Origin of the sequence: Paenibacillus turpanensis, assembly GCF_011421635.1 — a bacterium.
Lineage (GTDB): Bacteria > Bacillota > Bacilli > Paenibacillales > YIM-B00363 > Paenibacillus_AK > Paenibacillus_AK turpanensis.
Map to the genome: position 1 here is coordinate 86845 of NZ_WTLI01000010.1, position 23628 is coordinate 110472.

Below are 23628 nucleotides of genomic sequence, written 5' to 3' on the forward strand. Positions count from 1 at the left end.
GCTTGCTATTCTTTAGGTAAATTTAGGGTTGGTGTCTGGTCGAAGAAGTTCCACGGCTTAAGCATCGCATGGACCCATTCCGTAGGCATGATCGGCCATTCTTCAGCGCGAGCGACATGGGTAGCTCCCGTCGTTATCCATACGACATTATCAGTGTTCAAAATGCTTTGATTGTCAGCTGTAAATGTCTTTAGACCTGTGTCCGTCGCTGCACGATTCGGGTATTTGCCTTCAGGGAACCTCTCTGCAGGATCGTACTGTGTCACCCAAATTTGTTTATCCATGAAGTTTACCCGATTATAAAGCCACTCATCCTCGGAGAAGAGGGCCCCTTTCGCAATGGGGTGAGTCCCCCCTGCAAACGGAATGATTTGATAAGAGACCGGATTACCGACTTTGTTCTCTTTATTCGTGTTGCTCAATAAACGAATTTGCGAAGGATCAAACTTTTGAATCGCTTCCTGTTCGGTTGCCACGATATTTTGCTCCGTAACCATAACGCTTTTACGCGGACCGCCCTCTGTGTTTTCAGCAACGACAGGATTTACTTCCATGAGCGTATTTTGCTCGCCATCCACGTCCATATCCAGCCGGAAATTATAAATATGCTGATGTGTTGTACCAACAATGTTATGATCGATCAATGTACCGTATCGGGTATCTTCCTCCGCACCCTCATCGTGCATCGTAGACGATTTTACCGCCTTCACAGCCTCAATACCGGTAGCACCGACATCCAGCTTAATCGTCCCATTTTGCAGAAGCACCCAATCGAAGATGTAATCGTAGTTGCCGACGGTACTGATCCAGCGGACGACAAGCTCTCTACGTTCACGACTCTCATTTCCGGAAAACATTTCATTGTGTTTGTACTCCGGCCCGCTGTACTGCTCAAAGATCGCAATTGCGTTCGGAATCGTAAATGGATTTCCGTCATTGTCCGAAATGGTCGCATCCATAAGAACCGCATTGTCCGGCACGTCGGTCCCCCGCTGCAGCGAAGAGGTCAGCACACCCATTCCATAGTCACCGGAGTCAAGATACGCTTTAAAATACCAGCCTACATCCGGATCCCCGTAAGGAACGATCATCCCTCCAAGCGAGCCTTCGTACATGATTTTGCGCTTCGTACCGTTATCGTTAAAAGTCATAGTCGAGAGCACAGGGCCTACCCGGGAATCCAGCCGTAAGTGGAAATCCCAGTTTTGCCAATGAATTCGATGCCCTGAAATGGAATAGTTCGCCCCCTCCGGCTCCGCAATATCCAAAGGTTTCACTGCAGCAAGTGCAGCCTGATCTCTCCCGTCATATGGATTCGGCTTGAGCGGAACCGGAATGACTCCTTCGTCCTCGACTTTTATTACCTTCTTCTGTTCCAGATCCACAACCGCTACCAAATCCTCAATCGGGTGAGCCCAGTAATTTCCATCGCCTGTATCCAAGTAAGAGACGACCTTCAAAAGTCTCAAATCCTGCGCAAGACCGTCCGCACCCTCAAAATAACCGACCGTCAAAGGTGTCGCTACGACCTTAGATACGTCATCGATGCCCCGCAGCTTCAATGCCTCCGCATATTCGGCGCTCGCCTCGATCGCTTCTTGGACCGCCATAAAATCATCGAGGATGACCATTCCATGAACGCCCTCAATCGGTTCCCAGCGCGTAAGTGTCTTCGTCATTAAATCGACAGACCCTTCAATTACTTGCTTTCCTTCCAAAACGATAAACTCAGCCGTACGCTGAAAGCTGCTTTTCTTCCCGAAAACATAATCCCACACCTTCGATTTTTCCGGGGACGCTAAGGTAATCTCCGTAAAACGTATATTTTCTTTGTAATGCTCGGAAGCCTTCACCACGTTTGCAACCGTTTGGATTTCTTCCTCAGTTAAAGGATCCAAGGGATGCCCAGTCTCACCAACAACAAAGGTTTGTGAAAGCTCCGATTGAAAGACATCGTTAATAAAATGATGGGATACATAAGAGATTCCATCCTTGATCACAACCGGCGCCTCAAGGGTAGTCATTGTTCCATTTACAGCGGCTTCCGCCGTGCCCGGTTTTACAACAACCGTTGTACCATTCTTCGTAATTTGAATCGTCCCCGCGAAACCATCCCATTTGACAGCCGCTCCAAATTCCTCCAAGGTTTTTCTGAGAGCAACGTACTCGACCTCTCCCCCGTGAGCCTTCGCAGGAACTGCGAACGGTGTCGTAACAACGGCAAGAGCAATCCCCGCCGCCAACGAGCTAAGGCAAATCTTTTTCTTTCCTTGCCACATGCTTATCCTCTCCCTACTCCACAATATGTAGCTCATGTAAATAATACTGACATAAGGGGCTGGGTGTATTGTAAAAATCGGATTTGATGAAATCAATTTAGCGCTGTAACCCACATGTTCCTTTTCCCCGGTGAATATAATGGCTTAAATACCTTTCCGCACGGGGGTGAGCCGGCCATGAATAAGGACGAAATGAAGCAGCTGGAGAAGGCCATTGATGAAATTACGGAGGTAGCCGTTGGCTTCGGGTTGGATTTTTATCCGATGCGTTACGAAATTTGTCCGTCGGACATTATTTATACGTTTGGCGCTTACGGCATGCCGACGCGTTTCAGCCACTGGAGCTTCGGAAAAACATTTCATAAAATGAAAATGCAGTACGACTTCGGCCTCAGCAAAATCTACGAGCTCGTCATCAACTCCAATCCCTGCTACGCATTTCTGCTCGACGGCAATTCGCTTATTCAAAACAAACTAATTGTCGCTCACGTTTTGGCCCACTGCGATTTTTTCAAAAACAACGTTCGTTTTTCCCAAACGAACCGCAATATGGTCGAAAGCATGGCGGCCACCGCCGAACGCATCCGCCAATACGAAATCGAATTCGGCTCGCATGAGGTGGAGCAGTTCATTGATTCGGTGCTTGCCGTTCAGGAGCACATCGACCCTAGCATCGTAACGCCGACGCGGGAACGGCTGCGGATTGAGCAGCATTTGACAAAGGAGCGGCATCCGGAGCCGCCGAGGGCGACTACACGTACCACCGGCTACGAGGACTTATGGGAGCTCGACGAATCGTCGGATCAGGAACCGGCCAGCGAAGAACCGCATCGCTTTCCTCCGATCCCCGAGAAGGATTTGCTCTGGTTCATTGAGATGCACTCGCCATTCCTCAAGGAGTGGCAGCGCGACATTCTAACCATGCTGCGCGACGAGATGCTGTATTTCTGGCCTCAGCTCGAAACGAAAATCATGAACGAAGGCTGGGCTTCCTACTGGCATCTAAAAATCCTCCGCGAGCTGGACTTGACCAGTGAGGAAACGATTGAATTCGCCAAGCTCCACTCCTCTGTCGTTCAGCCGTCTTCACGCAGCTTAAACCCGTACTACTTAGGCATCAAAATTTTCGAAGATATTGAGAAACGGTACGATCGCAATAAAATTTTTGACGTACGTGAGTTTGATTCCGACATTTCGTTCATCCGCAATTATATGACCAAAGAGCTGGTTGAGGATCTGGACTTGTATGTGTTCGAGAAGAAAGGCCCGGAGTGGAAAATTACCGATAAATCATGGGAAAATATCCGCGACCAGCTTGTGTATTCACGGGTCAACGGCGGATTTCCGGTACTGAAAGTGTACAACGGGGATTATTTGCGCAACGGTGAGCTTTATTTAAAGCATTATTTCGAAGGGATCGAGCTGGATCTGAAATATTGCGAAAAGACGCTGCCGCATGTATACCGATTGTGGGGAAAAACCGTTCATTTGGAAACGACAGTTGAGGATAAGCGGGTTGTCTTTACCTTCGACGGAAAAAAGCATCACCGCCGATTTTTATAAGTCAGCTGCCGTATAAAAAAAACAAGCGCAAAGGACCCCGAATTCATCCTTTGTGCTTGTTTTCATTTGGTTTCGGCATTCAGCGGCAAGCGGATTGTGAATACCGTGCCCCGCTGCTTTTCGCTTCGCACTCCGATGCTGCCCCTATGATTTTGAATAATTTTATAAGCAACCATCAGTCCAAGGCCTGTGCCCTCGTATTTTGTTGTGTAAAAAGGCTTGCCAATATATCGGAGCAGCTCCGCAGGAATCCCTCGCCCTTTGTCCATCACGGAAATTTCTGCCGTTTCAGCCGTATGTGTTACCCGAATCGTAATCGGCCCCCCGTCCGGCATCGCTTCAATTGCATTTTTGATCAGGTTAATAAACACCTGCTTTAACCGGTTTTCATCGCAAACTAACCAGCATTCTCCGTCAAACTCTTGATGAATCTGAACGTTATTGAGGTTGGCCTGCGACTCCATAAAAGCAACGACGTTCGATATGAGCGAGGTGAGTTCTCTTTTACGATAGGCATCGGCCTGTGGCTTTGATAAAACAAGAAGCTCCGAAACGATCAGCTCAATCCGATCAAGCTCCGATTCCATCACCGGATAAAAATTACCTTTATTCCCCTCTTTAAGCAGCTGCAAAAAGCCTTTTACCGACGTCAACGGGTTTCTAATTTCGTGGGCGATGCCCGCCGCGAGCTGACCTGCAATCGCAAGCTTTTCAGAATGGAGCATCATTTCCTCCGCCTGCTTCCGTTCCGTCGTATCCCTTGAAACCGATAATACTTCAACAGGCCTTCCAGCCTCATCCCGAAGAATTCGCACGATACATTCAAACCAAATATATTCGCCGTCTTTCCTCCGCAGCCGGCAGCTGTAAAGGGAGGCGTCCTTGCCGGAGTAGAGCTGCTTACTATAGCTTTCATTTACGGCGGTCCGATCCTCCGGATGAATATATTCCATCGTTAGGCTGCCCAGCATTTCCTCAGGAGCATAACCTAACAGACGGTTCGAAGCCGGTGAAACATAGGTGTAATACCCGTTTATATCCCGTTTCGCAATCAGATCATGGCTATTATCGGTGATCATCCGGTATTGCTCGAGACTTCGCTTCAGCCTCGCTTGTGAATGGTTAATTTCAAAGCGCAGCCTTACATTCTGGATTCCTCTTTCCAGGACATGTACTCCGATAAAAGTAACAAGCACACACAACACGACATATAACAGCGCGAAGCTATAGATCGGAAAGACGAATAGCGATCCAGCGATCAATTTGGGAATGAATAAAGAGCCAACTGCGAGAGGAAAGCCGGATAAGACCGGTATGTACAGCCGCCTCTCTCTCTGAAACGCCTTCAAAGGATAATAAATATACATTGCGTATAAAGTGTAATTAATAACTGCTCCGTAGAAACCGATTCCGCCCAAATAATACCGGTAAATGAGCAAAGCCCCTGTGAGCACAATTCCCCACCGGTACCCGCAATAAAAGAAGCAAAGCACTATGGGAACTAGTCGCAGATCATACAAAAAGTTAGGATTAAATTGAACCGGCGTTGTCATCACAACAAACATAGAAACAAGTAAGCTTCCAAATAAAAACCATTTTCCTGTTCGAGAGTCCGCGTCCGTTTGCCGATCTACATAAAAGATCTGATACAACAAAATCGGCATCAGCACAAAGACGGTTTGAAATAATATTTCCTTAGCCGGCGCCATGATTGTTTCGACCTCCACTAATAACCCGTGCCGCGCAGTTGTTCGAAGTCGAAACTGCTAAAGCAGCAGTTCTTGAACCGCATCATGGGACGAGACTTCTATGCTCTCCGTTTTTTGGGTCTTGAAGCGAATCATGAATGTCGTTCCGTTCGGAGTACTATTCACATCGATAACCGCGTTATGCCTTGCTGCGATACTATAACAAACGGCGAGCCCAAGGCCCGTGCCTTCATCCTTGGTTGTGAAGAAAGGCGTTCCGAGCTTCTCCAAATCGCCAGCTTTAATTCCGCAGCCTTCATCCTCGATTTCCAGCATGACATCTCCATCCAACGTATACGTCCGGATATCTAATATTCCGCCGGAAGGCATGGCTTCCAATCCGTTAATTGCCATATTCAAAATGAGCTGCCGAATTTCCTTTTCGTCGAGAGCAAGCTTCGGGCATCTTCCGTAATCGACATGAAGACGTTTATTTCCAAGCACGGCTTCCGCTTGAATAAGCGGAAATAACGTTTCGATGATCTGATTTAAATCCATCGTTTTTAAATCAGTCGTTTTATTTTTAGCCAGTGTTAAATATTCGGTTATAATGCCATTCGCACGATTCAGCTCTTCCAGCATGATATCGATATAAGGGACGGATGTGCTGTTTTCGTTTTTGCGAAGCAGCTGCAGGAAGCCACGGATCGTCGTCATCGGATTGCGGATTTCATGAGCGATGCCGGCAGCCATTTCTCCAACCAGATTAAGCCGTGCCAGGCGCGCCATCTCTTTTTCATAGAGTGTTTTTTCCGTAATATCGTTGATAACTTCCAAGACACACTTTTCTTCGTTAATATCAATAATCTCGGTAGAAAGCAGCCCTTCAAGCGCATCGCCGGATTTCGTGACATAATGTATTTTTAAATTTCGCTGCACCCGGTGCAGATCGACAAGCTCATTCTCATCCATAGAAATTTGCAAGAGATCGTCTCGACAGCCGACCGCTTCCTTGTAACTGTAGCCCGTAACCGCCATCCAGCTTGCATTCACATCAACATATGTCATATCCTTTAACCGGCGAATCGCCATTAAACACGGACTTGACATAAACAAAGTCTTAAAGCGCTGCTGCGACTTGCGAAGCTTCCCGTTGATTTCGGTTAGCTCCCGAGTGCGATCACGAACCATCTTTTCAAGCATCTCGTACTGTTGCCGGCTTTCCAGCTCTTTCTGCTTCTTTTCACTGATATTGCGAATCGAGCAAACAAAAAATCGTTTATTGCCATAAGTCGCCGCACCGCCCTGAAGCTCCACCGGAAAGGTCGATTCGTCCTTCCGCTTGGCAAACGACTCTTGAATCTGCCCTTCCGGCGTTTCCATTTTCCCAAACCCGTTAAAGGAAGGAAGGAGCTTCCACACCGGCTGCCCGACCAGCTCCTCTTGAGTAAAACCGAACATTGCCTGAACCGAAGGATTTACCGATAAAATTTTACCCTCTTCATTAAACGTGACAATCGTATCCGCTGAGGTTTCACCAATCATACGCGACAAGGCTTCCATCCGCTCAAGCTTGCGATTGCTGTCTTCAAGCTCCTTAGCCCTGCGGGCCAGCAGCTCTCCCTGCTCCTTGATTTTCTGATGATAGGTGTGGAGCTTAACAAAGGCTTCCACCTTCATTCGCAGTAAATCCGGATTAAACGGTTTAAATATATAGTCAATCGAGCCCGCCTGATACCCTTCCATCACATGCTCCGTCGATTTGCTGATCGCCGTAACAAAGATGATCGGGATATCTTTGGACTTTTCTCTTTTCTTAATTAATCTCGCGGTTTCAAACCCGTTAAGACCAGGCATTTGGACATCCATTAAAATAACGGCAATATCATCAATATCCTCTTTCAACACATACCTGAGAGCATCCTCGCCAGAGCGCAGTCCGATCAGCTCATATTTCGGTGAAGACAATACGGCTTCCAGCGCCAACAAATTTTCCGGGTAGTCATCCACACACATAATCTTTACTGAACGTTCCATAATTCAAACCTCTCATCTGTTTTACGGAAAATATTGCATTTTGCATCGTATTCTGTAAAACGGTTTCTCTTGAGCTTGTACGTCATTCCTTCTTTACTGCCGAGCCCCAAAAATCCGGAGCGGTGAAGGCTTTCATCGAACAGCTTAAGAACGCGCTGCTGCAGGACATCGTTAAAATAAATGAGGACGTTTCTGCAGATGACAACATGAAATTCGTTAAAGGAATGGTCCGTCGCTAAATTATGCTGAAAGAATACCATATTATCGGATAAGTAAGGCTGAAATCGAACAACTTCATTCCGAACCGAATAATATTCCGAGAACGCCCGCTTACCTCCGGACTGCAGATAGTTTTTCGTGTAAAGCTGCATCTTTTGTAGAGGAAACAACCCCGATTCAGCTTTATTCAAAGCTTCCGCATTAATATCCGTTGCGTACAGCCTCGTTTTATCATAAAGACCCTCCTCGTGAAGCAGGATCGCCATGGAATACACTTCTTCCCCTGTCGAACAGCCAGCATGCCAAATCCGGATTTGCGGTAAATTGCGTAAATTGGGAACCACTTTCTCACGGAAGGCGCGGAAAAAATCATCATCACGAAACATTTCCGTTACCGTAACCGAAAAGTCATTGATCAACCGATGCATCGCATCCGGATTGTGCAGGACGAGCTCCTGTAAGGCTGAGACCGTCGGGAGACGCTCTGCTTGGACTCTATGCAGCGTTCGCCTCTTAATTGAACCGAACGAATAATTGCGAAAATCGTATCCGTAATGCCGGTAAACTCCTTCGAGGAGCAGATCAATTTCTATTTTAATTAAGGCTTCGTAGGAGCTTCGTTGGTCTTGGTTTGTCATTTCCTTAACTCGCAACCTCCTATCGATGGAGCCATACCTGCAGCAGCGATAATAGCTGGTCGATTTGCACCGGTTTGCTGATATAATCGCTAGCGCCTGCTCTAATGCACTCCTCTTTATCATTTTTCATCGCTTTGGCCGTAAGAGCTATAATCGGGAGCTTCTCAAATTCTGGCATAGAACGAATTTTCCCTATTGCCTCATAACCGTCCATACGCGGCATCATAATATCCATCAGCACCAAATCCGTATCCGGCTGCTCCAACAGGAGCTCGATACCTTCCTCGCCATTTTCGGCAAAATGGACTTGGATCCCATACGTTTCCAAAAATGTAGTTAGCGCATAAATGTTGCGCATATCATCGTCAACCAGCAGTACTTTTTTACCGTTTAGCAGATCAAACTGCTCTTGGTCCACCTTCGGCGAACTCTGGGTTTCAATCTCAGAGCTACCGTTATCTTCGAATTCTAAGCGTTCCGCCTTCTCAGCCGCCGATGCAGCTGCCGCTTCAGCCTCGGCTAATCGCACCATCCACTCTCTAGAATCCATCGGGATGTATAGCGTAAATGTACTTCCAACATCAACCTGGCTTTCCACGCGAATAAATCCGCCCAATAATGCTGCAAATTCCTTGGAGATGGAAAGTCCCAAGCCGGTACCTCCGAACTTTCGGCTCGTCGTACCGTCAGCCTGTTGGAATGCCTCGAAAATAATATCAAATTTCTCCTTCGGAATGCCGATCCCCGTATCCGTAACGGAGATCGCCAGTACGTCGTCCAGGATGGTGAGCACCGGATGGCCTTCAATTTCGCTAGGCTCAGCCTTGCGTGCAGACAGTTTCACATTGCCCTTTTCCGTAAACTTAACCGCGTTCGAGAGCAGGTTTTTAATGATGGAATCCAGCTTTTGCTGGTCAATGACCATCTTTTGCTCTAGCAGGCCCGGGTCACTTTCAAGCACAAATTGAATTTTTCGTTGCAGAGCGACCGGTTCAAACTGTTTCATTGCTGCGGTAAGACATTCGCCAACCGTAGTAATGTCACTTGACAGCTCCGCTTTTCCGGATTCAATTTTGGACAAATCTAATATTTCATTAATCAAGTTTAAGAGATCTGTACCCGAGGAATGAATCGTACGAATAAACTCCAGCTGCTTCGGCTGCAGATTCCCGTTCTTGTTCTCCGCCAGCATTTGAGAAAGAATCAGCATACTGTTGAGAGGCGTACGCAGCTCGTGCGACACGTTAGCGAGAAACTCCGACTTGTATTTGGAAGCCAGCATAATTTCTTTGTTTTTTTCTTCAATTTCCTTCTTGGATCTTTCCAGCTCCTTGCTTTTCCGTTCGGATTGCTTCACCTGCTCTTCAAGCCGCTCATTGAGTGCACGAAGCTCCTCCTGCTGCTGCTGCAGCTCCTCAGACTGGGCTTGAAGCTCTTCCGAATAAACCTGCGACTCCCGGAGCAGCTGCTGCACCTTCATATGATTGCGAATCCGGTTAATCGGAACGCTCATCGTGTCCGCCAGCTCCTCAAGCAGCGCCAGCTCCGAGCCTGTAAACGGGGTGAACGAAGCCACCTCAAACACGGCCAATACGGTGTTTTCCGAGGAGACCGGAAGGATCATAATCGACGCAGGCGCCGCTGACCCGAGACCCGAGCCGATTCGTATATAATTGCTCGGTACGCTGGTTAAAGCGATCGATTTATTGTCCATGGCACATTGACCAATCAATCCTTCACCCAGCTGCAGCTCTTCAGGCAGTGAATGCTCCACTTGTTCAGCGTAAGAAGCTGACTTCTTTAGATACGGCCGTTCACCGTCATGGTCCATCATGATATAAAACACACCGTGGCTGGCTCCAATTTTCGGCACGATTTCAGACAGAAACGCGTTGGCCAACATATGTAAATCCTGAACCCCTTGATACAACAAGGTTACTTCTGCAATCGCCGCCTTCTTCCAGCTCTGCTCCTCCAGCGTGCGCTGGTAGCTCAGCTCCTGTTCAACATGATCCTCCAGCTTGTCCGCCATTCGGTTAAAGGCGACGGCAATATCTCCGACTTCATCTCGAGTATACACTTCGATTCTTGGAATATTTTCGATCCCGGCATAATTGATATTGTTAATAACACTCGTTACGCGCCGCAAATTTTTGGTTACGCTGTGGTAAACCCAAATCGCAATGCCGCTGCTCACAATCAGCGTCGAAACGACAAGTAAAATCAATGTATTTACCGCATTTTCGTAAGAGCTGAGGGAGACGGAAACCGAATCGGCCATTGCTTCTTCCTGCTTAAGCTTGTACTCCTCAATCGCTACTGAAAGATTTTTGCGATTTTGCTCATTCGTCGATAAAGCAAAATTTATCGCTTCCTCCTTTGCACCCTCCTCCACCTTCTTCAATACTTGATTTGTTGATTCAACATAATTTCCATACAAAGCTTGAAATTGCGTCATAATCGGCTCTTGAGAAAGGGATGGAGTAGATTTCAAAATCTGATCCCAAGCAGCCAAAATTTTGTCATGTCTTTGCCCGACGCTGTCTATAATCCGTTGCCGCTCATCGCTTTCTGGATTTAAGAGAAAGAAGTTTAAATCTCTAGCTAAATTATTCAGCTCATAGCGGATAATATAAATTTGATTGACATTGGAGTAATCTTCGTTAACCACTTTATTCATATTCGCATTCATAACAGACAGCATACTGAACACTATGATCGAGAAAAAGACAATTCCTGCCAAGATAGAGCTGAAACCGACAATTAATCTTGTACGAAATTTCATATCAAAGATCCTTTCGAGTTCAAGTAAGTTGCGCAGCATGTCAAAGTATAAAGGATCACTCACGAAAAGTTTGGTGGAATTTGTCGATCAATATAAACTTTTTCACCTTTTGTTACGAAAACTTCATAAAAAAACCGCTCCCGGGACCCACCCCAAAACCGATTATTCACTTTACAGCATCAGGATGGTAACACTGGTTAATAATACGTTATATAGAAGCGGGCTGCATTACACAATGTCACATTTTTCATAATAAATGGTCAATGCAGTTCGTTTGTTCCTAGCGCAGCCTTTGGTATGATCAGGCTACTAACGATCGGGAGGCCATGATTGATGAATAAAAAGTGGTGGAAAGAATCCGTTGTTTATCAAATTTACCCTCGGAGCTTCGTGGATTCGAACGGCGACGGCGTCGGCGATATCCGCGGGATTTTGTCCAAGCTTGATTATTTGAAGGATCTCGGTGTGGATGTGATATGGATTTGTCCGATCTACGAATCACCGAACGACGACAACGGCTATGACATCAGCAACTATCAAGACATTATGAAAGAATTCGGCACGATGGACGATTTTGACGAGCTTTTGGAGCAGGCGCATGCCCGCGGCATCAAGATCATTATGGACCTTGTCGTAAATCATACCTCGGACGAGCATCCGTGGTTTATCGAATCCCGCTCCTCCAAGGATAACCCGAAGCGTGACTGGTACATCTGGCGGCCTGGGAAGAACGGCAAGGAGCCAAACAACTGGGAGTCCATTTTCGGGGGCTCTGCTTGGCAGCTCGATCAGTCGACCGGTGAATATTACATGCACCTGTTCTCGGTTCGCCAGCCGGATCTCAACTGGGAAAATGCCAAGGTCCGCACCGCTGTCTACGATATGATCCGCTGGTGGCTCGATAAAGGCATTGACGGGTTTCGTGTCGATGCGATTACCCATATTAAGAAAATCCCCGGGATGCCTGATCTTCCGAATCCGGAAGGCAAGCGATATGTCCCTTCTTGGGAAGGCCATATGAATCGTCCGGGCATTCACGAGTTTTTACAGGAGCTGAAAAAAGAGACGTTTGCCCGCTACGATATTATGACTGTTGGCGAAGCGAACGGGGTGACGATGGATCAAGCCGAGGATTATGTCGGCGAGGGACGCGGCGTATTCAATATGATTTTCCAGTTCAACCATATGAATATCGATGCAGGGCCGGACGGTAAATACGATGTTCGCGGCAAATTTGATCTGGATGAGCTGAAAAAGATATTAACCGAGTGGCAAAAAGGTCTCGAAGGACGCGGTTGGAACGCTCTTTACTTGGAAAACCATGACGTTCCGCGCTCCGTCTCCCGCTTTGCCGACGACAAAGAATTTTGGCTGGAATCCGCTAAAATGCTGGCAACCTTGTATTTCCTCATGCAGGGGACGCCTTATATTTATCAGGGCCAGGAAATCGGCATGACCAATGTGCGTTTTCCAAGCATCGACGATTACAATGATGTAGAAGCAAAAGGCGTTTACCGCGAAGGAATGCTTGACGGGAAACCGGTCGATGTCATTATGGAAGGGATTTATCAGAGAGGCCGCGACAACGCGCGCACCCCGATGCAGTGGAATACATCGGCAAACGCCGGCTTTACTTCTGGCAAGCCATGGCTTGCTATTAACCCGAACTACACAAAAATTAATGTGGAAGCGCAGCTGGAAGACCCGAATTCCATCTACAACTATTACAAGTCACTGATCCGCTTGCGCGCTGCTCATGAGGCAGCGGTATACGGAACTTACGATTTGGTCGGCGAAGAGCATAAGTCTGTGTACGCTTATACCCGGACCTTAGGAGATGAAAAGCTTCTCATCGTGTGCAGCTTTTCAAAGCTTGCGGCCACCTTCCGCCTGCCCGAACCGTTTAAGGCGGAAGCCACCACTTTGCTTCTCAGCAACTATAGCGAAACAGCGGGTCAGCCGGAATCGGCGACACTCACGCTTCGCCCATTCGAAGCGCGAGTATACAAAGCGATATAATATAGTAAGAACGGGGCGCTGACATGCGCCCTTTTTTCGTACATAAAAAGACCGGCGAAGCGATGATCTTCGCTTTACCGGTCTTTAATAACCATAACTTATGAACAAGCGTAATCCTTAAAGCACCTTCGCCAAAAAGTCCTTCGTACGCGGATGCTGCGGGTTGGCAAAAATCGTGCGGGGATCTCCCGACTCCACGATTTTTCCATCGTCCATAAAGATGAGGCGGCTTCCGACCTCGCGGGCAAACCCCATCTCATGGGTCACGACAACCATGGTCATGCCTTCCGCCGCAAGCTGCTTCATAACCTCCAGCACCTCACCGACCATTTCCGGGTCAAGCGCAGATGTCGGCTCGTCGAACAGCATCACCTTCGGCTGCATGGCCAGCGCTCTCGCAATCGCGATCCGCTGTTTTTGCCCGCCGGACAGCATGCCCGGGTAGGCGTTTTCTTTTTCCGCCAGCCCTACTCGCTTGAGCAATGCCCGAGCCGTTTCAATGGCCTTCTCCCGGGAGAGCCCGCGCACTTTAATCGGTGCAAGGGTGATATTATCGATGACTTTAAGGTGTGGAAACAGGTTAAATTGCTGGAAAACCATGCCCATATCCTGGCGCAGAACGTTCACGTCTGTCTTTTTGTCCGTAATCGATGTGCCGAGAAACTGGATTTCTCCCTCTGTAGGCGTCTCCAGCAGGTTTAAGCAGCGCAGCAGTGTACTCTTTCCGGAGCCGCTCGGTCCGATGAGAACGACAACCTCGCCCTGCTCAATCGTCAGGTCGATCCCCTTCAGCACTTCCAGCTTGCCAAAATGTTTGTGTAAATTATTTACCGCGATCAGATGCCGTCATCCTCCTTTCCGCTATGCCCAGCAGCTTCGAGAGCGGGAACGTGATTAAGAAGTAGAACACCGCAGCGACCAGAATAGGCGTAAAGCCCTGGAAGGTGTTGCCGCGAACCGTTTCCGCATTGTACATGAGCTCATGAATCCCGATGATTGAAACGATCGATGTTTCTTTGATAACAACGATAAATTCATTGCCTAGTGCCGGCAAAATATTTCGAATCGCCTGCGGCAAAATGATATGCTGCATTGCCGTCCGCTGGTTCATGCCAAGCGAGCGTGCGGCCTCCATCTGCCCCTTATCAATCGCTTGAATGCCCGCACGGAACGTTTCCGCTACATAGGCGGCGCTGTTGAAGGAAAGCGCCAGCACCCCCGCCATCAAATCCGGAAAAAACGGAATAAATGAAATCTCAGGAAAGTTAATTCCCAGCTGCGGCAGCCCGTAGTAGAACAAAAAGATTTGGGCAAGGATCGGCGTACCGCGAATGAATTCAATATACGACACCGCAAACCAGCGCAGCGGCTTGATGTTCGACAATCGCATTAATGCAAGAACTAGACCTAGAATAACCCCGAAAAATACCGAGAGGGCTGCCACGATAACGGTCATCTTCGCGCCGTCGATAAAAAAGGAATAATATTTCGGAAACCATGAAAAATCAAACACGAGAATCTGCACCTCCTATCGTTACCTTCTCATTATAGTTCGGGATCATTCGATTATCCCAAGAAACAAAGAAAAAATAGCGGCGGCAGGCCGCTATTTCTTTGTTCACACGTTGTTTACTTATTCAACCATATCGTTTGCTTCGGCAACGAACTTTTCGATCAGCTTATCTTTAAGCAGGCGATCGATTGTTTTGTTCGCAGCTTCTACAAGCTCAGGGTTGTTTTTCGCGAACGCAATCGCGGAACCGCCCTCATCCTGCTTAAGCGGGATGCTGGAGATTGCCAAGTCCTTATGCTTCGACACATACGCAGCTGCAACCGGCTCTTCTACCACCAGCGCATCTACCTTCTTGGACTTCAGCTCCATGAACAGGTCAGGAATCTTCGGCAGGATCTTAGCCGTCGAACCGCTAATTTGCTCCGCTACGATATCCTCTTGCACGGACCCCTTCTGAGCGCCTACCTTTTTGCCCTTCAGGTCGTCGGTCGTCTTCAGCTTATCGTTATCTTCCGCACGAACGACAACAGTCTGTACGGCCGTATAATAAATCTTCGAGAAGTCTACCGCTTTCTTGCGCTCTTCGTCCGGAGTCATACCGGCGATAATAACATCAATGTTGCCTGCTTGCAGCGCTGGAAGAAGACCGTCAAACTTCATATCTTTAATTTCCAGCTTAACGCCCAAATCCTTAGCAAACTCTTTCGCCAGTTCAATGTCAAAACCAACGATTTCATCCTTGCCGTTCACCGTCTTATGGAACTCGTAAGGCGGGTAGTCCGCGCTCGTTCCTAACACGATCTTGCCGGCCTTCTTAATCTCGTCCAGCTTCGTCGGCTTGGCTGCCGGCTCCTGCTTCGCAGGCTCCTGAGCGGATGGTTGAGCTGCGTTATTGTCAGCAGGCTTCTGCACCTCTTTCGCACCGCAGGCGGAAGCGATTAGCGCCACACAGAACATCAGAAGCACCGAAAGAATAATCTGTTTTCTTTTCAAAATAAGTTCCCCCTAACAAGCTAAATTTACAAAGATATAATCAGAAATTATATAACAGCGGTAAAATAACCGCAACAGGAATTTACATGAAAAGAGGTAATATATGTAATATTACTTAACATATGCCCATCCTTTCACCACTCCTCTAACATGATATAATAAAAATGTATGCATCTACACAATCCAAGTAACACAGGAGTGTTTCCATTTCATGAAAAATCAAACGAAATCCGTCTGGATCGCCGCCCTGCTTGCCGCAGCGGTTGCAGGCTGCTCCGTCCCCGGTGAACCCAGTGTACAAACAACTGCAAGTGAAACCACACAAAGCACTACTGGCAAAGGAAGTAATTCCGCCGCAAGCCTTACTTCTCTTAAGCTTGAAGAGAAAGAGCTCACCTTGGCCCCCAGCCAAGACTACCCGCTAAAGATTACAGCACTGAACGCGAAAGGCGAAGTGGTTGATTTCTCCTCTTTGGCGGGCAAGCTGCAATACAAGAGCAGTGATCCGAACGTTGCTGCCATAAGCAGTGACGGCACCTTAACTGCCTCAGCCAAAGCCGTCACAGGCCAAACAGCCGACATAGAGATATCTGCTAGCGGCAGCGTCAGCGCAACCGTTCATATTACAATCATAGAACCTCTGGACCAAACTGTATCCGCAAACGATAACGGGAAAGCCGTCGTCACCAATGCAACAGCTGTCACCGTTGTTGTGAACAAGCAGCGCTCTCTTCCCGATAACTACGTGCCAAGCAACCTAGTACAGCCGGACGTCCCGTTCTCCTTTAGCGGAAAAAGCGAAAAAAAACTTCTTCGCCAAGAAGCAGCAGACGCCTTAGAAGCGCTGTTCGAAAAGGCGAAAGAAGATAAAATTGAACTATATGCCGTTTCGGGCTATCGTTCCTACCAAACCCAGAAGGTGATCTATCAAGCAAATGTCGCTGCTCAAGGCAAACAAGAAGCGTCCCGTTACAGCGCTGTCCCGGGCGAAAGCGAGCATCAGACGGGTCTCGCCATGGATGTTTCCAGCCGAAGCGCCAAGTTTGCGCTTGAAGAAGTCTTTGGCACGACCCCGGAAGGAAAATGGCTGAGCGAGCATGCCCATGAATTCGGATTTATCATCCGCTACCCGAAAGGCAAAGAAAGCATCACTGGTTATGCCTATGAGCCATGGCATATTCGTTATGTCGGCAAGACGATCGCCGCAGCAATCAAAGAAAAGAACATAACCCTAGAAGAATATTTCAACGACTCCGTTCCCGTTTCAAAGCCTTAATTTCTAAGCCTCTTTGTGTTCTCGGAGTGAGTAACTAAACCTCATGGTCGCCAACAAACCGGCTTTTCAGCTGGGGCGTTGGCATCATGCAGGACTCCTGCTTCCCGAACCAGCGATAGCGATTTTTCGCCACATATCGATACATCGCATCCCGAACCGGTCTCGGAATCACAATCCCGGCATAGCACAGCGACCATGGGAAGCCAAGCCCTTTGGCAATCCGCAGGGCTGCTGCAGATCGAAGGTACGCACGCCCTCCCTCAATCAAAACAAAGCTGCCTGCCGTATCTCCATGTCCCTCCGAAGCCTCCTGGTCAACCCCATGCGCCTTCATCAGCTTTTGTCCCGCTTCCGACTGCTGGGCAGCAAAGCGGAACCGTTCGTTGCGATCTCGCTTCAATATAAATTGAACCGCTCCATTACATAAATTACAAACTCCGTCGAATAATACTATCGAATTTTGCTTCATGGTATCCACCTCATCCAAATTATAACACGCACAAATTATATTTGGTTGTACACCTGTGACGCAGGTCACACGCTATGCCGCGTAGCAGGATTAAAATTTGGCTAGATACAAATTGAGAGGAGAAAATGAGAATGACTACACTTTACGAGCAGTTAGGCGGAGAAGGCACGATTGGAAAGGTTGTCGATTATTTTTACGAGCTGGTTCTCGCTGACGACACAGTTAACCATTTCTTTTCACACACGGATATGGAAAAGCAGCGCAAGCACCAGACGAAATTCATCAGTTTTGCTCTAGGCGGACCAAACCAGTACACCGGCCTTTCCATGGCGAAAGCGCATGAGGGGATGAATATTCAGCCTCAGCATTTTCAGGCAATTGCCAACCACCTGGCCGCTGCCTTGGCTCACTTCAATGTACCGCAGGACTCCATCGATACCGTCATCGCAAAGGTTGCTTCGCTAAAGGACGATATCCTGTATAAATAGTAATCTTAGGACTACACGCAAAAACGCCGACTCCAGCCTTTCTACCTAGGCTTTTGGAGTGCGGCGTTTTATGCTCTTCCCTTACTTGTAACCTCCAACGTGATTGCCCGAGAGAGCACATCCGCCATCGTATTCAAAAATTCAATTTCAGCCTTCGTATAGTGGTGTGCCTCTTTATCCAGAGCGCAAATCGTCCCTACCGACTCCCCCGTCTCTCCATACACCAAAGGAAGCCCGACAAAAGAACAGCTGCCGAGCGAGCTCGTTATCAATAGGGCCGAGGTTAACGGGTCTTTTTCCGTATCGGGAATAACGGTTGGAAACCTGCCGTTGGCAGTTACCAGCTTGCAGTAGGTTTCCTCGAAGGGGGATGACGCTCCTTCTTGCACGATACCATCCTTACGGTTCACTTTAATAATTACATTGTGCTTTCGATTATTTAGAGCAACGAACCAAGTATGTACCGGGATATAGTCCTCCATAATTTCGAGCACACGGGAAGCCGTCGCGTTAAACCTCCCGGACTTCAACATTTCGTCTAAACTTACATTCATGTCCTTTACCTCCCTTCGCTGCAGGAACTGATCCTATCCCTTCCTAGTATCCAATGTAGAATGAGATAAGCAGGCATTTTTTATTCAAAAAAATGAACCGGCTTTGGAATAGAAACGCGCTCCTCAGCCAGTTCACTTTACACTCGTTTGACAGCATCCTCATCGGTTCAGCAAGCTTCCCACATATCGCAGCAGTTCATTCGCACAGACCGGGCAATAGCCATGCTCGTCAATCAGCCGTGCGCTCACCTCATTTATCTTTTTCAGCTGTGTTTCATCCGGCGTCTTCGTCGACGTCGTGATTTTAACGATATCCTTGAGGTCGGCAAACAGCTTTTTCTCAATCGCCTCGCGCAGCCTTTCATGCGAGTTGTACTCGAACTTGCGGGACTTGCGGGAATAGGCAGACATCCGGATCAATATTTCCTCGCGGAACGCCTTCTTCGCGTTCTCACTAATGCCGATCTGCTCCTCAATGGAGCGCATAAGCCGCTCATCCGGGTCCATTTCCTCACCCGTTAACGGGTCGCGAATTTTCTGCCAGTTGCAGTACGCCTCGATGTTGTCGAGGTAATTTTCAAACAGCGTACGCGCCGACTCCTCGAACGAATAGACGAAGGCCTTCTGCACTTCCTTCTTGGCGAGTTCATCGTATTCTTTACGAGCAATCGATATAAAGTTCAAATAACGCTCCCGCTCCTCCTTACTGATGGAGGCATGCTGATCCAAACCGTCCTTGAGCGCACGCAGCACGTCAAGCGCATTAATGCACTGCAGATCATGGCGGATCAGCGCGCTGGAAATCCGGTTAATGACATAGCGCGGATCGACGCCGGACATTCCTTCTTCCGCATATTCGCTCTGCAGCTCCTTCAAATCTCCATCCTTCAGCCCTTCAACCGCTTCCCCGTCGTACAGCCGCATTTTCTTCAGCAAATCGATGCCCTGCTTCTTCGTTTCTTTGAGTCGGGTTAATATGGAGAAAATCGCGGAGGCTCGCAGCGCGTGAGGTGCAATATGGACATGGCTCATATCGGATTGGCCGATCAATTTGGAATAAATCAGCTCTTCCTTCGATACCTTAAGGTTGTATGGCACCGGCATGACGATCATACGGGACTGCAGCGCTTCATTTTTCTTATTAGCGATAAACGCTTTGTATTCCGATTCGTTCGTGTGAGCTATGATAAGTTCATCAGCGGAAATTAAGGCAAATCGTCCCGCCTTGAAATTGCCTTCCTGCGTCAAAGAAAGCAGGTTCCACAAAAACTTTTCGTCACATTTCAGCATTTCTTGGAATTCCATAATACCGCGGTTCGCTTTGTTCAGCTCGCCGTCAAAGCGGTACGCCCGCGGGTCGGATTCCGAGCCGTATTCGGTAATGGTCGAAAAGTCGATCGAGCCGGTCAAGTCTGCAATATCCTGCGATTTCGGGTCAGACGGAGAGAAGGTTCCGATCCCAACGCGGCCTTCTTCCGAGATGAGCACCCGCTCCACCTCAACATCCTCAATTCGGCCGTTGTATTCCGTTTTTAAACGCATTTGGCAGGAAGGGCATAAACTTCCTTCGATAATGACGCCCAGCTCCTTCTCTACCTCCGGACGAAGCTCGTTCGGAATGAGGTGCAGCGGCTCTTCGTGCATCGGACAGCCTTTAATCGCGTATACAGCGCCGCGATCCGTCCTGCTGAAGCGTTCCAGCCCCCGCTTTAGAAGCGTCACAAGCGTCGATTTCCCGCCGCTGACCGGTCCCATGAGCAGCAAAATCCGCTTGCGCACATCCAATCTTCTTGCCGCCGAATGAAAGTACTCCTCGACTAATTTTTCAATTGCCCGATCCAGGCCAAAAATCTCCTGTTCAAAAAACTTGTACGTCCGCTGTCCGTTTTCATCGGTAATGCCAAGCGATTCAATCATTTCATAAACTCGTCTATGGGCCGTCATCGCCAAATGGGGATTTTGCCGCAGTAATTCAATATAATCCGCAAAGGTTCCCGTCCACGCTAACCGTTCCTCTTCCGACCGATGCTGTTGAATGCGCTCAAAAAGGTTCATGGGTACCCCTCCTCCCAGACTGCACAGCTCACAAGATTTTAAGAGTGTATTAAATAAGTATGCGGCGGCGTGAGGTAAGTTTACCTGTTTTTAAAGAAAAAGCTTTTTGCTATAGTAGAGGGAATGAAGAAGGAGCTGATGGACATGCCGATAAGGCATGAAACGGAGCTGTACGCTCCGGTCAAACGATTTTTGGAGGAACGGGGCTATACGGTAAAAAGCGAGGTCAACGGCTGTGATTTGGTTGCTTACCCAACGGGAGATGCAGCGGGCGAACCGGTGATCGTGGAGCTGAAGCGAACGTTCCAGCTGGGGCTTGTCCTGCAGGCCATGAAACGGCAAAGCCTGACAGCTTCCGTCTATGCGGCCGTCGAATACCGCAAGCGCGCCGCTTCCGGCGGGCGCTGGAGAGATATTCTCGAGCTGTGCCGGCGTCTTGGCATCGGGCTGCTGGGGGTAACCTTCTACAGCAAAAAAAAGCCCTTCGTTGAAGTGCTGTGTGAGCCCTATGCCGCTGGATTACCGCCGAAAAGCCTTTCTAAGCTGAAAAGGGCTCGGATGGCCCAGGAATTTGCGGAACGCAGCGGGGATTATAACGTCGGAGGCGCAACACGCGTCAAGCTGGTTACCGCATACCGCGAGAAAGCGCTCGCCATTGCGCAATGCCTTGCCGAACACGGCCCGCTCAGCCCCAGAGAACTGCGTGAACGGACCGGATCGAGCAAAGCAGCCGCCATCCTTCAACGCAACGTATACGGATGGTTTCGCCGCATTGAGCGCGGGGTATACGGCTTAACCGAAAGCGGCCAGGCCGGGCTGAAGGAATTTGCCGAGGTCGTTACGACATCACAAACTCGTTCGACTTCTCCTGATAAGGTCTTTTAAAGCCTTTTTCCATTAAATATTTGTGCATCCATATTGCGGCCTGATGTCCTTCGGCCATCGCAATTACAAGCTGCTCCGAATGGACGCCGATGTCCCCGGCTGCCCAGAGCCCGCGTACGCTGGTCATTTTGGTTCGCGGATCGGTAACAATGTGGCGGCTTTCAAGCCGTTCTGCTCCAAGGTCGGAGGCCAAATCGGATTTCACCTTATTGCCGCCGAAGGCAATGAACGCTTTGTCGCCGGTAATTACTTTCCCGCCGCTTAAGCGGATGCCGTTAAATCCTCCGTTAGCCTGTACAATTTCGGCCGCGGATTCGTTGACAACCTCGATCTGCTTTTTCGCTAATTTTTCACGCAGATCTTCTCGTACCAATTCTTTTTCATGATTAACAAAAATAAGTTCGTCGGTATAATACGTCAGGGTGAGTGCCATTCGGGCCCCTGCATCCCCGGCGCCTAGCACAACCGTACGCTTTCCGCGGACTTCATAGCCGTCGCAATCCGGGCAAATATAAACGGAAATCCCAAAGCATTCTCTAAGGCCCGGAAGCTCTGGAAAACGATCGGCAATACCGGTAGCAAGCAGCAGTGCGCGAGATTCCTCCCCTTCACGCAGCGTGCTTTCCCCAAATACGCGAAATCCTTCTCCCCCGGATAAACGAGCCGCACGCACAACCTTGTCCGCTACAAACCGCGTTCCGTACGATTCCGCCTGCGCTCTGCCTACTTCTCTCAGATACGCGCCGTCCACCCCATCCGGATACCCTAGAATATTGCCGTATCGGTGACATAAAAGCGACCTGCCTTCACCGGCATCGATAACCATGACGTTCCTTCCGTAACGGCCCAATTGAATAGCCGCCTGAAGCCCGGCGATCCCACCGCCGACAATGATGCAATCGTACATAGACAGACTGCCTCCTTCAACGTGGTCTACGGGTAGGTTATGCAGATCTCTGTAAAGTATCCCCGTCCTTCTCAATGAGCCAGCCAAGCAGCAGCTGAGCCGATGCAGCCGCCAATAAGATGATCCCGATCCAAACCGAAGACACCTCTGCGGAAAATAAAATAATGCCAAATGTACCGAGCATTCTGCCGGCATTGAGGAAAGACTCCCGTAAGACAACGGTTTCAATGCGCAAATTTCCTTTTAACGGGAGCCCGCCAATGATTCGGTATTGGTATGCGGATAAGGTATTGACAATGAGGGGGAAGCACACATTTTGAAAAGACATGAACAACAAGATCGTCCATAACGACTGGCCGTCTACAACGAGTAGAACAGTCCCGGCAATCAAACCCACGGCTCCTGCTTTCACATAAAGCTGAGCGCTGCTTTCCCTTCCGTACTTTGAAATCAGCCAACCCGTCGTCACCGTTAAGGCTGCCAGCCCCATTCCGATATAACCGACAGCATCCTCACGGCCCACTGCTTCGAACAGTAATATATTTGGAAGAAATAATATAATTCCTTGGAATAATCCGATGGTAAAAAAGCCGAACAGCATCTTCGTAAACCGGCGGCTGCGTTTCATGAGCAGTCCGGTGTATTTTAAATAATAGGACTTGTGGTGGCTGGATGCGGACCGCAATCGGGTGCTGAGCAGCGCCGTCATCACGAACATAATAAAAGATAACGTAAAGACGAAAATGTATCCCGTCAAGCCTACGCTCCACGCAATGATCGCACCGGCCAACGCCGGACCCGCCAGATTGCCAGTTGTGAACGTGATCATATTGAGTGCCAGGTAACGCAGCCGATTTTGATCTGTAGATACGTCATACATCAGCGTAATATAGCTCACCCAATAAAACGACCCGGCTAAAGCCTGAAAAATCGCAAACCAAACGTAGTACTTAACGACGTCCGTTTGTACGATAACAACAGCCAAGTAAAATAGCGCCGTTAAGGCAATCCCGACCCGGATAGTGGCCATCGGGCCTTTCTTCTTGGCGAACAAACCGCCGAGAGCAAACCCCAAAGGAGTACAGGCAAAGCTGATGAGCTGGTACATTCCATTTACCCAGAGGTCATTGGTTAGTCTCCATAGGTACAAGCTTAAAAATACGCCAGACATCGACGAACCGAATGTAAAACACCAATGAATGGCTAGAGAAAGCTTCGCATTTCCCGATAAACGCCTTTCCATAGGAAGTGCGGACTGAA

Annotated in this window: 18 protein-coding genes; 5 read left to right on the forward strand and 13 right to left on the reverse strand. The window is 48.6% G+C overall.

Annotation, left to right across the window (positions count from 1 at the left end; all coding sequences use genetic code 11):
• Positions 1–5: 5 nt before the first annotated feature.
• Positions 6–2279 (reverse strand): primary-amine oxidase, encoded by a 2274-nt coding sequence (gene tynA / locus GQS10_RS11005; protein ID WP_166242008.1) that lies wholly within the window; start codon positions 2277–2279, stop codon positions 6–8.
• 177 nt (positions 2280–2456) lie between these two features.
• Here tynA and GQS10_RS11010 point away from each other — a divergent pair, with 177 nt between their 5' ends.
• Positions 2457–3842 carry a SpoVR family protein gene (locus GQS10_RS11010; protein WP_166242011.1) on the forward strand — a complete coding sequence of 462 codons (1386 nt, stop codon included), beginning with the start codon at positions 2457–2459 and terminating at the stop codon, positions 3840–3842.
• Between the two features lie 62 nt (positions 3843–3904).
• On the opposite strand, the gene GQS10_RS11015 is transcribed toward GQS10_RS11010, so the two are convergent.
• From GQS10_RS11015 to GQS10_RS11030, 4 genes are read right to left on the reverse strand one after another with little or no spacing between them, the layout of a single operon-like run.
• Positions 3905–5551: an ATP-binding protein gene (locus GQS10_RS11015; RefSeq protein ID WP_166242013.1), complete on the reverse strand. Its 1647-nt coding sequence runs from the start codon at positions 5549–5551 to the stop codon at positions 3905–3907.
• Between the two features lie 57 nt (positions 5552–5608).
• Positions 5609–7567, reverse strand: coding sequence for a PAS domain S-box protein (locus GQS10_RS11020; RefSeq protein WP_166242016.1), 1959 nt, complete (start codon positions 7565–7567; stop codon positions 5609–5611).
• Positions 7552–8424: a CheR family methyltransferase gene (locus GQS10_RS11025; RefSeq protein ID WP_166242018.1), complete on the reverse strand. Its 873-nt coding sequence runs from the start codon at positions 8422–8424 to the stop codon at positions 7552–7554. Before GQS10_RS11025 ends, GQS10_RS11020 begins: the two co-directional genes overlap by 16 nt.
• 19 nt (positions 8425–8443) lie before the next feature.
• The gene (locus GQS10_RS11030) at positions 8444–11209 is read right to left on the reverse strand and encodes a response regulator (RefSeq protein ID WP_166242020.1); all 2766 of its coding nucleotides are present in this window, start codon (positions 11207–11209) and stop codon (positions 8444–8446) included.
• Positions 11210–11542: 333 nt separating this feature from the next.
• Between GQS10_RS11030 and GQS10_RS11035 the strand changes: the two genes are divergently transcribed.
• On the forward strand, positions 11543–13228 hold the full coding sequence (locus GQS10_RS11035) for a glycoside hydrolase family 13 protein (protein ID WP_166242023.1): 1686 nt from the start codon (positions 11543–11545) through the stop codon (positions 13226–13228).
• A gap of 117 nt (positions 13229–13345) precedes the next feature.
• Here the strand turns inward: GQS10_RS11035 and GQS10_RS11040 are convergent, their stop codons facing one another.
• From GQS10_RS11040 to GQS10_RS11050, 3 genes are all read right to left on the reverse strand, one after another.
• Positions 13346–14068, reverse strand: coding sequence for an amino acid ABC transporter ATP-binding protein (locus tag GQS10_RS11040; RefSeq protein WP_166242192.1), 723 nt, complete (start codon positions 14066–14068; stop codon positions 13346–13348).
• On the reverse strand, positions 14052–14741 hold the full coding sequence (locus tag GQS10_RS11045; protein WP_341805048.1) for an amino acid ABC transporter permease: 690 nt from the start codon (positions 14739–14741) through the stop codon (positions 14052–14054). The genes GQS10_RS11040 and GQS10_RS11045 overlap by 17 nt, the downstream gene beginning before the upstream one ends.
• Before the next feature lie 120 nt (positions 14742–14861).
• On the reverse strand, positions 14862–15734 hold the full coding sequence (locus GQS10_RS11050) for an ABC transporter substrate-binding protein (protein ID WP_166242025.1): 873 nt from the start codon (positions 15732–15734) through the stop codon (positions 14862–14864).
• Between the two features lie 211 nt (positions 15735–15945).
• On the opposite strand from GQS10_RS11050, the gene GQS10_RS11055 reads away from it, so the two are divergent.
• Positions 15946–17010, forward strand: a complete 1065-nt coding sequence (locus tag GQS10_RS11055; protein ID WP_166242028.1) for a M15 family metallopeptidase — start codon at positions 15946–15948, stop codon at positions 17008–17010.
• Positions 17011–17044: 34 nt separating this feature from the next.
• Here GQS10_RS11055 and GQS10_RS11060 read toward each other — a convergent pair whose 3' ends face one another.
• Positions 17045–17479, reverse strand: coding sequence for a thiol-disulfide oxidoreductase DCC family protein (locus tag GQS10_RS11060; protein ID WP_166242030.1), 435 nt, complete (start codon positions 17477–17479; stop codon positions 17045–17047).
• A 131-nt stretch (positions 17480–17610) separates the two neighbouring features.
• On the opposite strand from GQS10_RS11060, the gene GQS10_RS11065 reads away from it, so the two are divergent.
• Positions 17611–17967: a group I truncated hemoglobin gene (locus GQS10_RS11065; RefSeq protein ID WP_166242032.1), complete on the forward strand. Its 357-nt coding sequence runs from the start codon at positions 17611–17613 to the stop codon at positions 17965–17967.
• 68 nt (positions 17968–18035) lie between these two features.
• Here the strand turns inward: GQS10_RS11065 and GQS10_RS11070 are convergent, their stop codons facing one another.
• Both GQS10_RS11070 and GQS10_RS11075 read right to left on the reverse strand, forming a co-directional pair.
• Complete coding sequence (locus GQS10_RS11070; RefSeq protein WP_166242033.1) at positions 18036–18521, reverse strand: GAF domain-containing protein; 486 nt, start codon at positions 18519–18521, stop codon at positions 18036–18038.
• 159 nt (positions 18522–18680) lie between these two features.
• Positions 18681–20576, reverse strand: a complete 1896-nt coding sequence (locus GQS10_RS11075; RefSeq protein WP_166242035.1) for a PrkA family serine protein kinase — start codon at positions 20574–20576, stop codon at positions 18681–18683.
• 123 nt (positions 20577–20699) lie between these two features.
• Between GQS10_RS11075 and GQS10_RS11080 the strand changes: the two genes are divergently transcribed.
• Positions 20700–21461 (forward strand): DUF2161 domain-containing phosphodiesterase, encoded by a 762-nt coding sequence (locus GQS10_RS11080; protein ID WP_243735108.1) that lies wholly within the window; start codon positions 20700–20702, stop codon positions 21459–21461.
• On the opposite strand, the gene GQS10_RS11085 is transcribed toward GQS10_RS11080, so the two are convergent.
• On the reverse strand, positions 21415–22368 hold the full coding sequence (locus GQS10_RS11085; RefSeq protein ID WP_166242037.1) for an NAD(P)/FAD-dependent oxidoreductase: 954 nt from the start codon (positions 22366–22368) through the stop codon (positions 21415–21417). The genes GQS10_RS11080 and GQS10_RS11085 overlap by 47 nt on opposite strands.
• A gap of 37 nt (positions 22369–22405) precedes the next feature.
• Positions 22406–23611, reverse strand: a complete 1206-nt coding sequence (locus GQS10_RS11090) for an MFS transporter (RefSeq protein WP_243735109.1) — start codon at positions 23609–23611, stop codon at positions 22406–22408.
• Between the last annotated feature and the right edge of the window lie 17 nt (positions 23612–23628).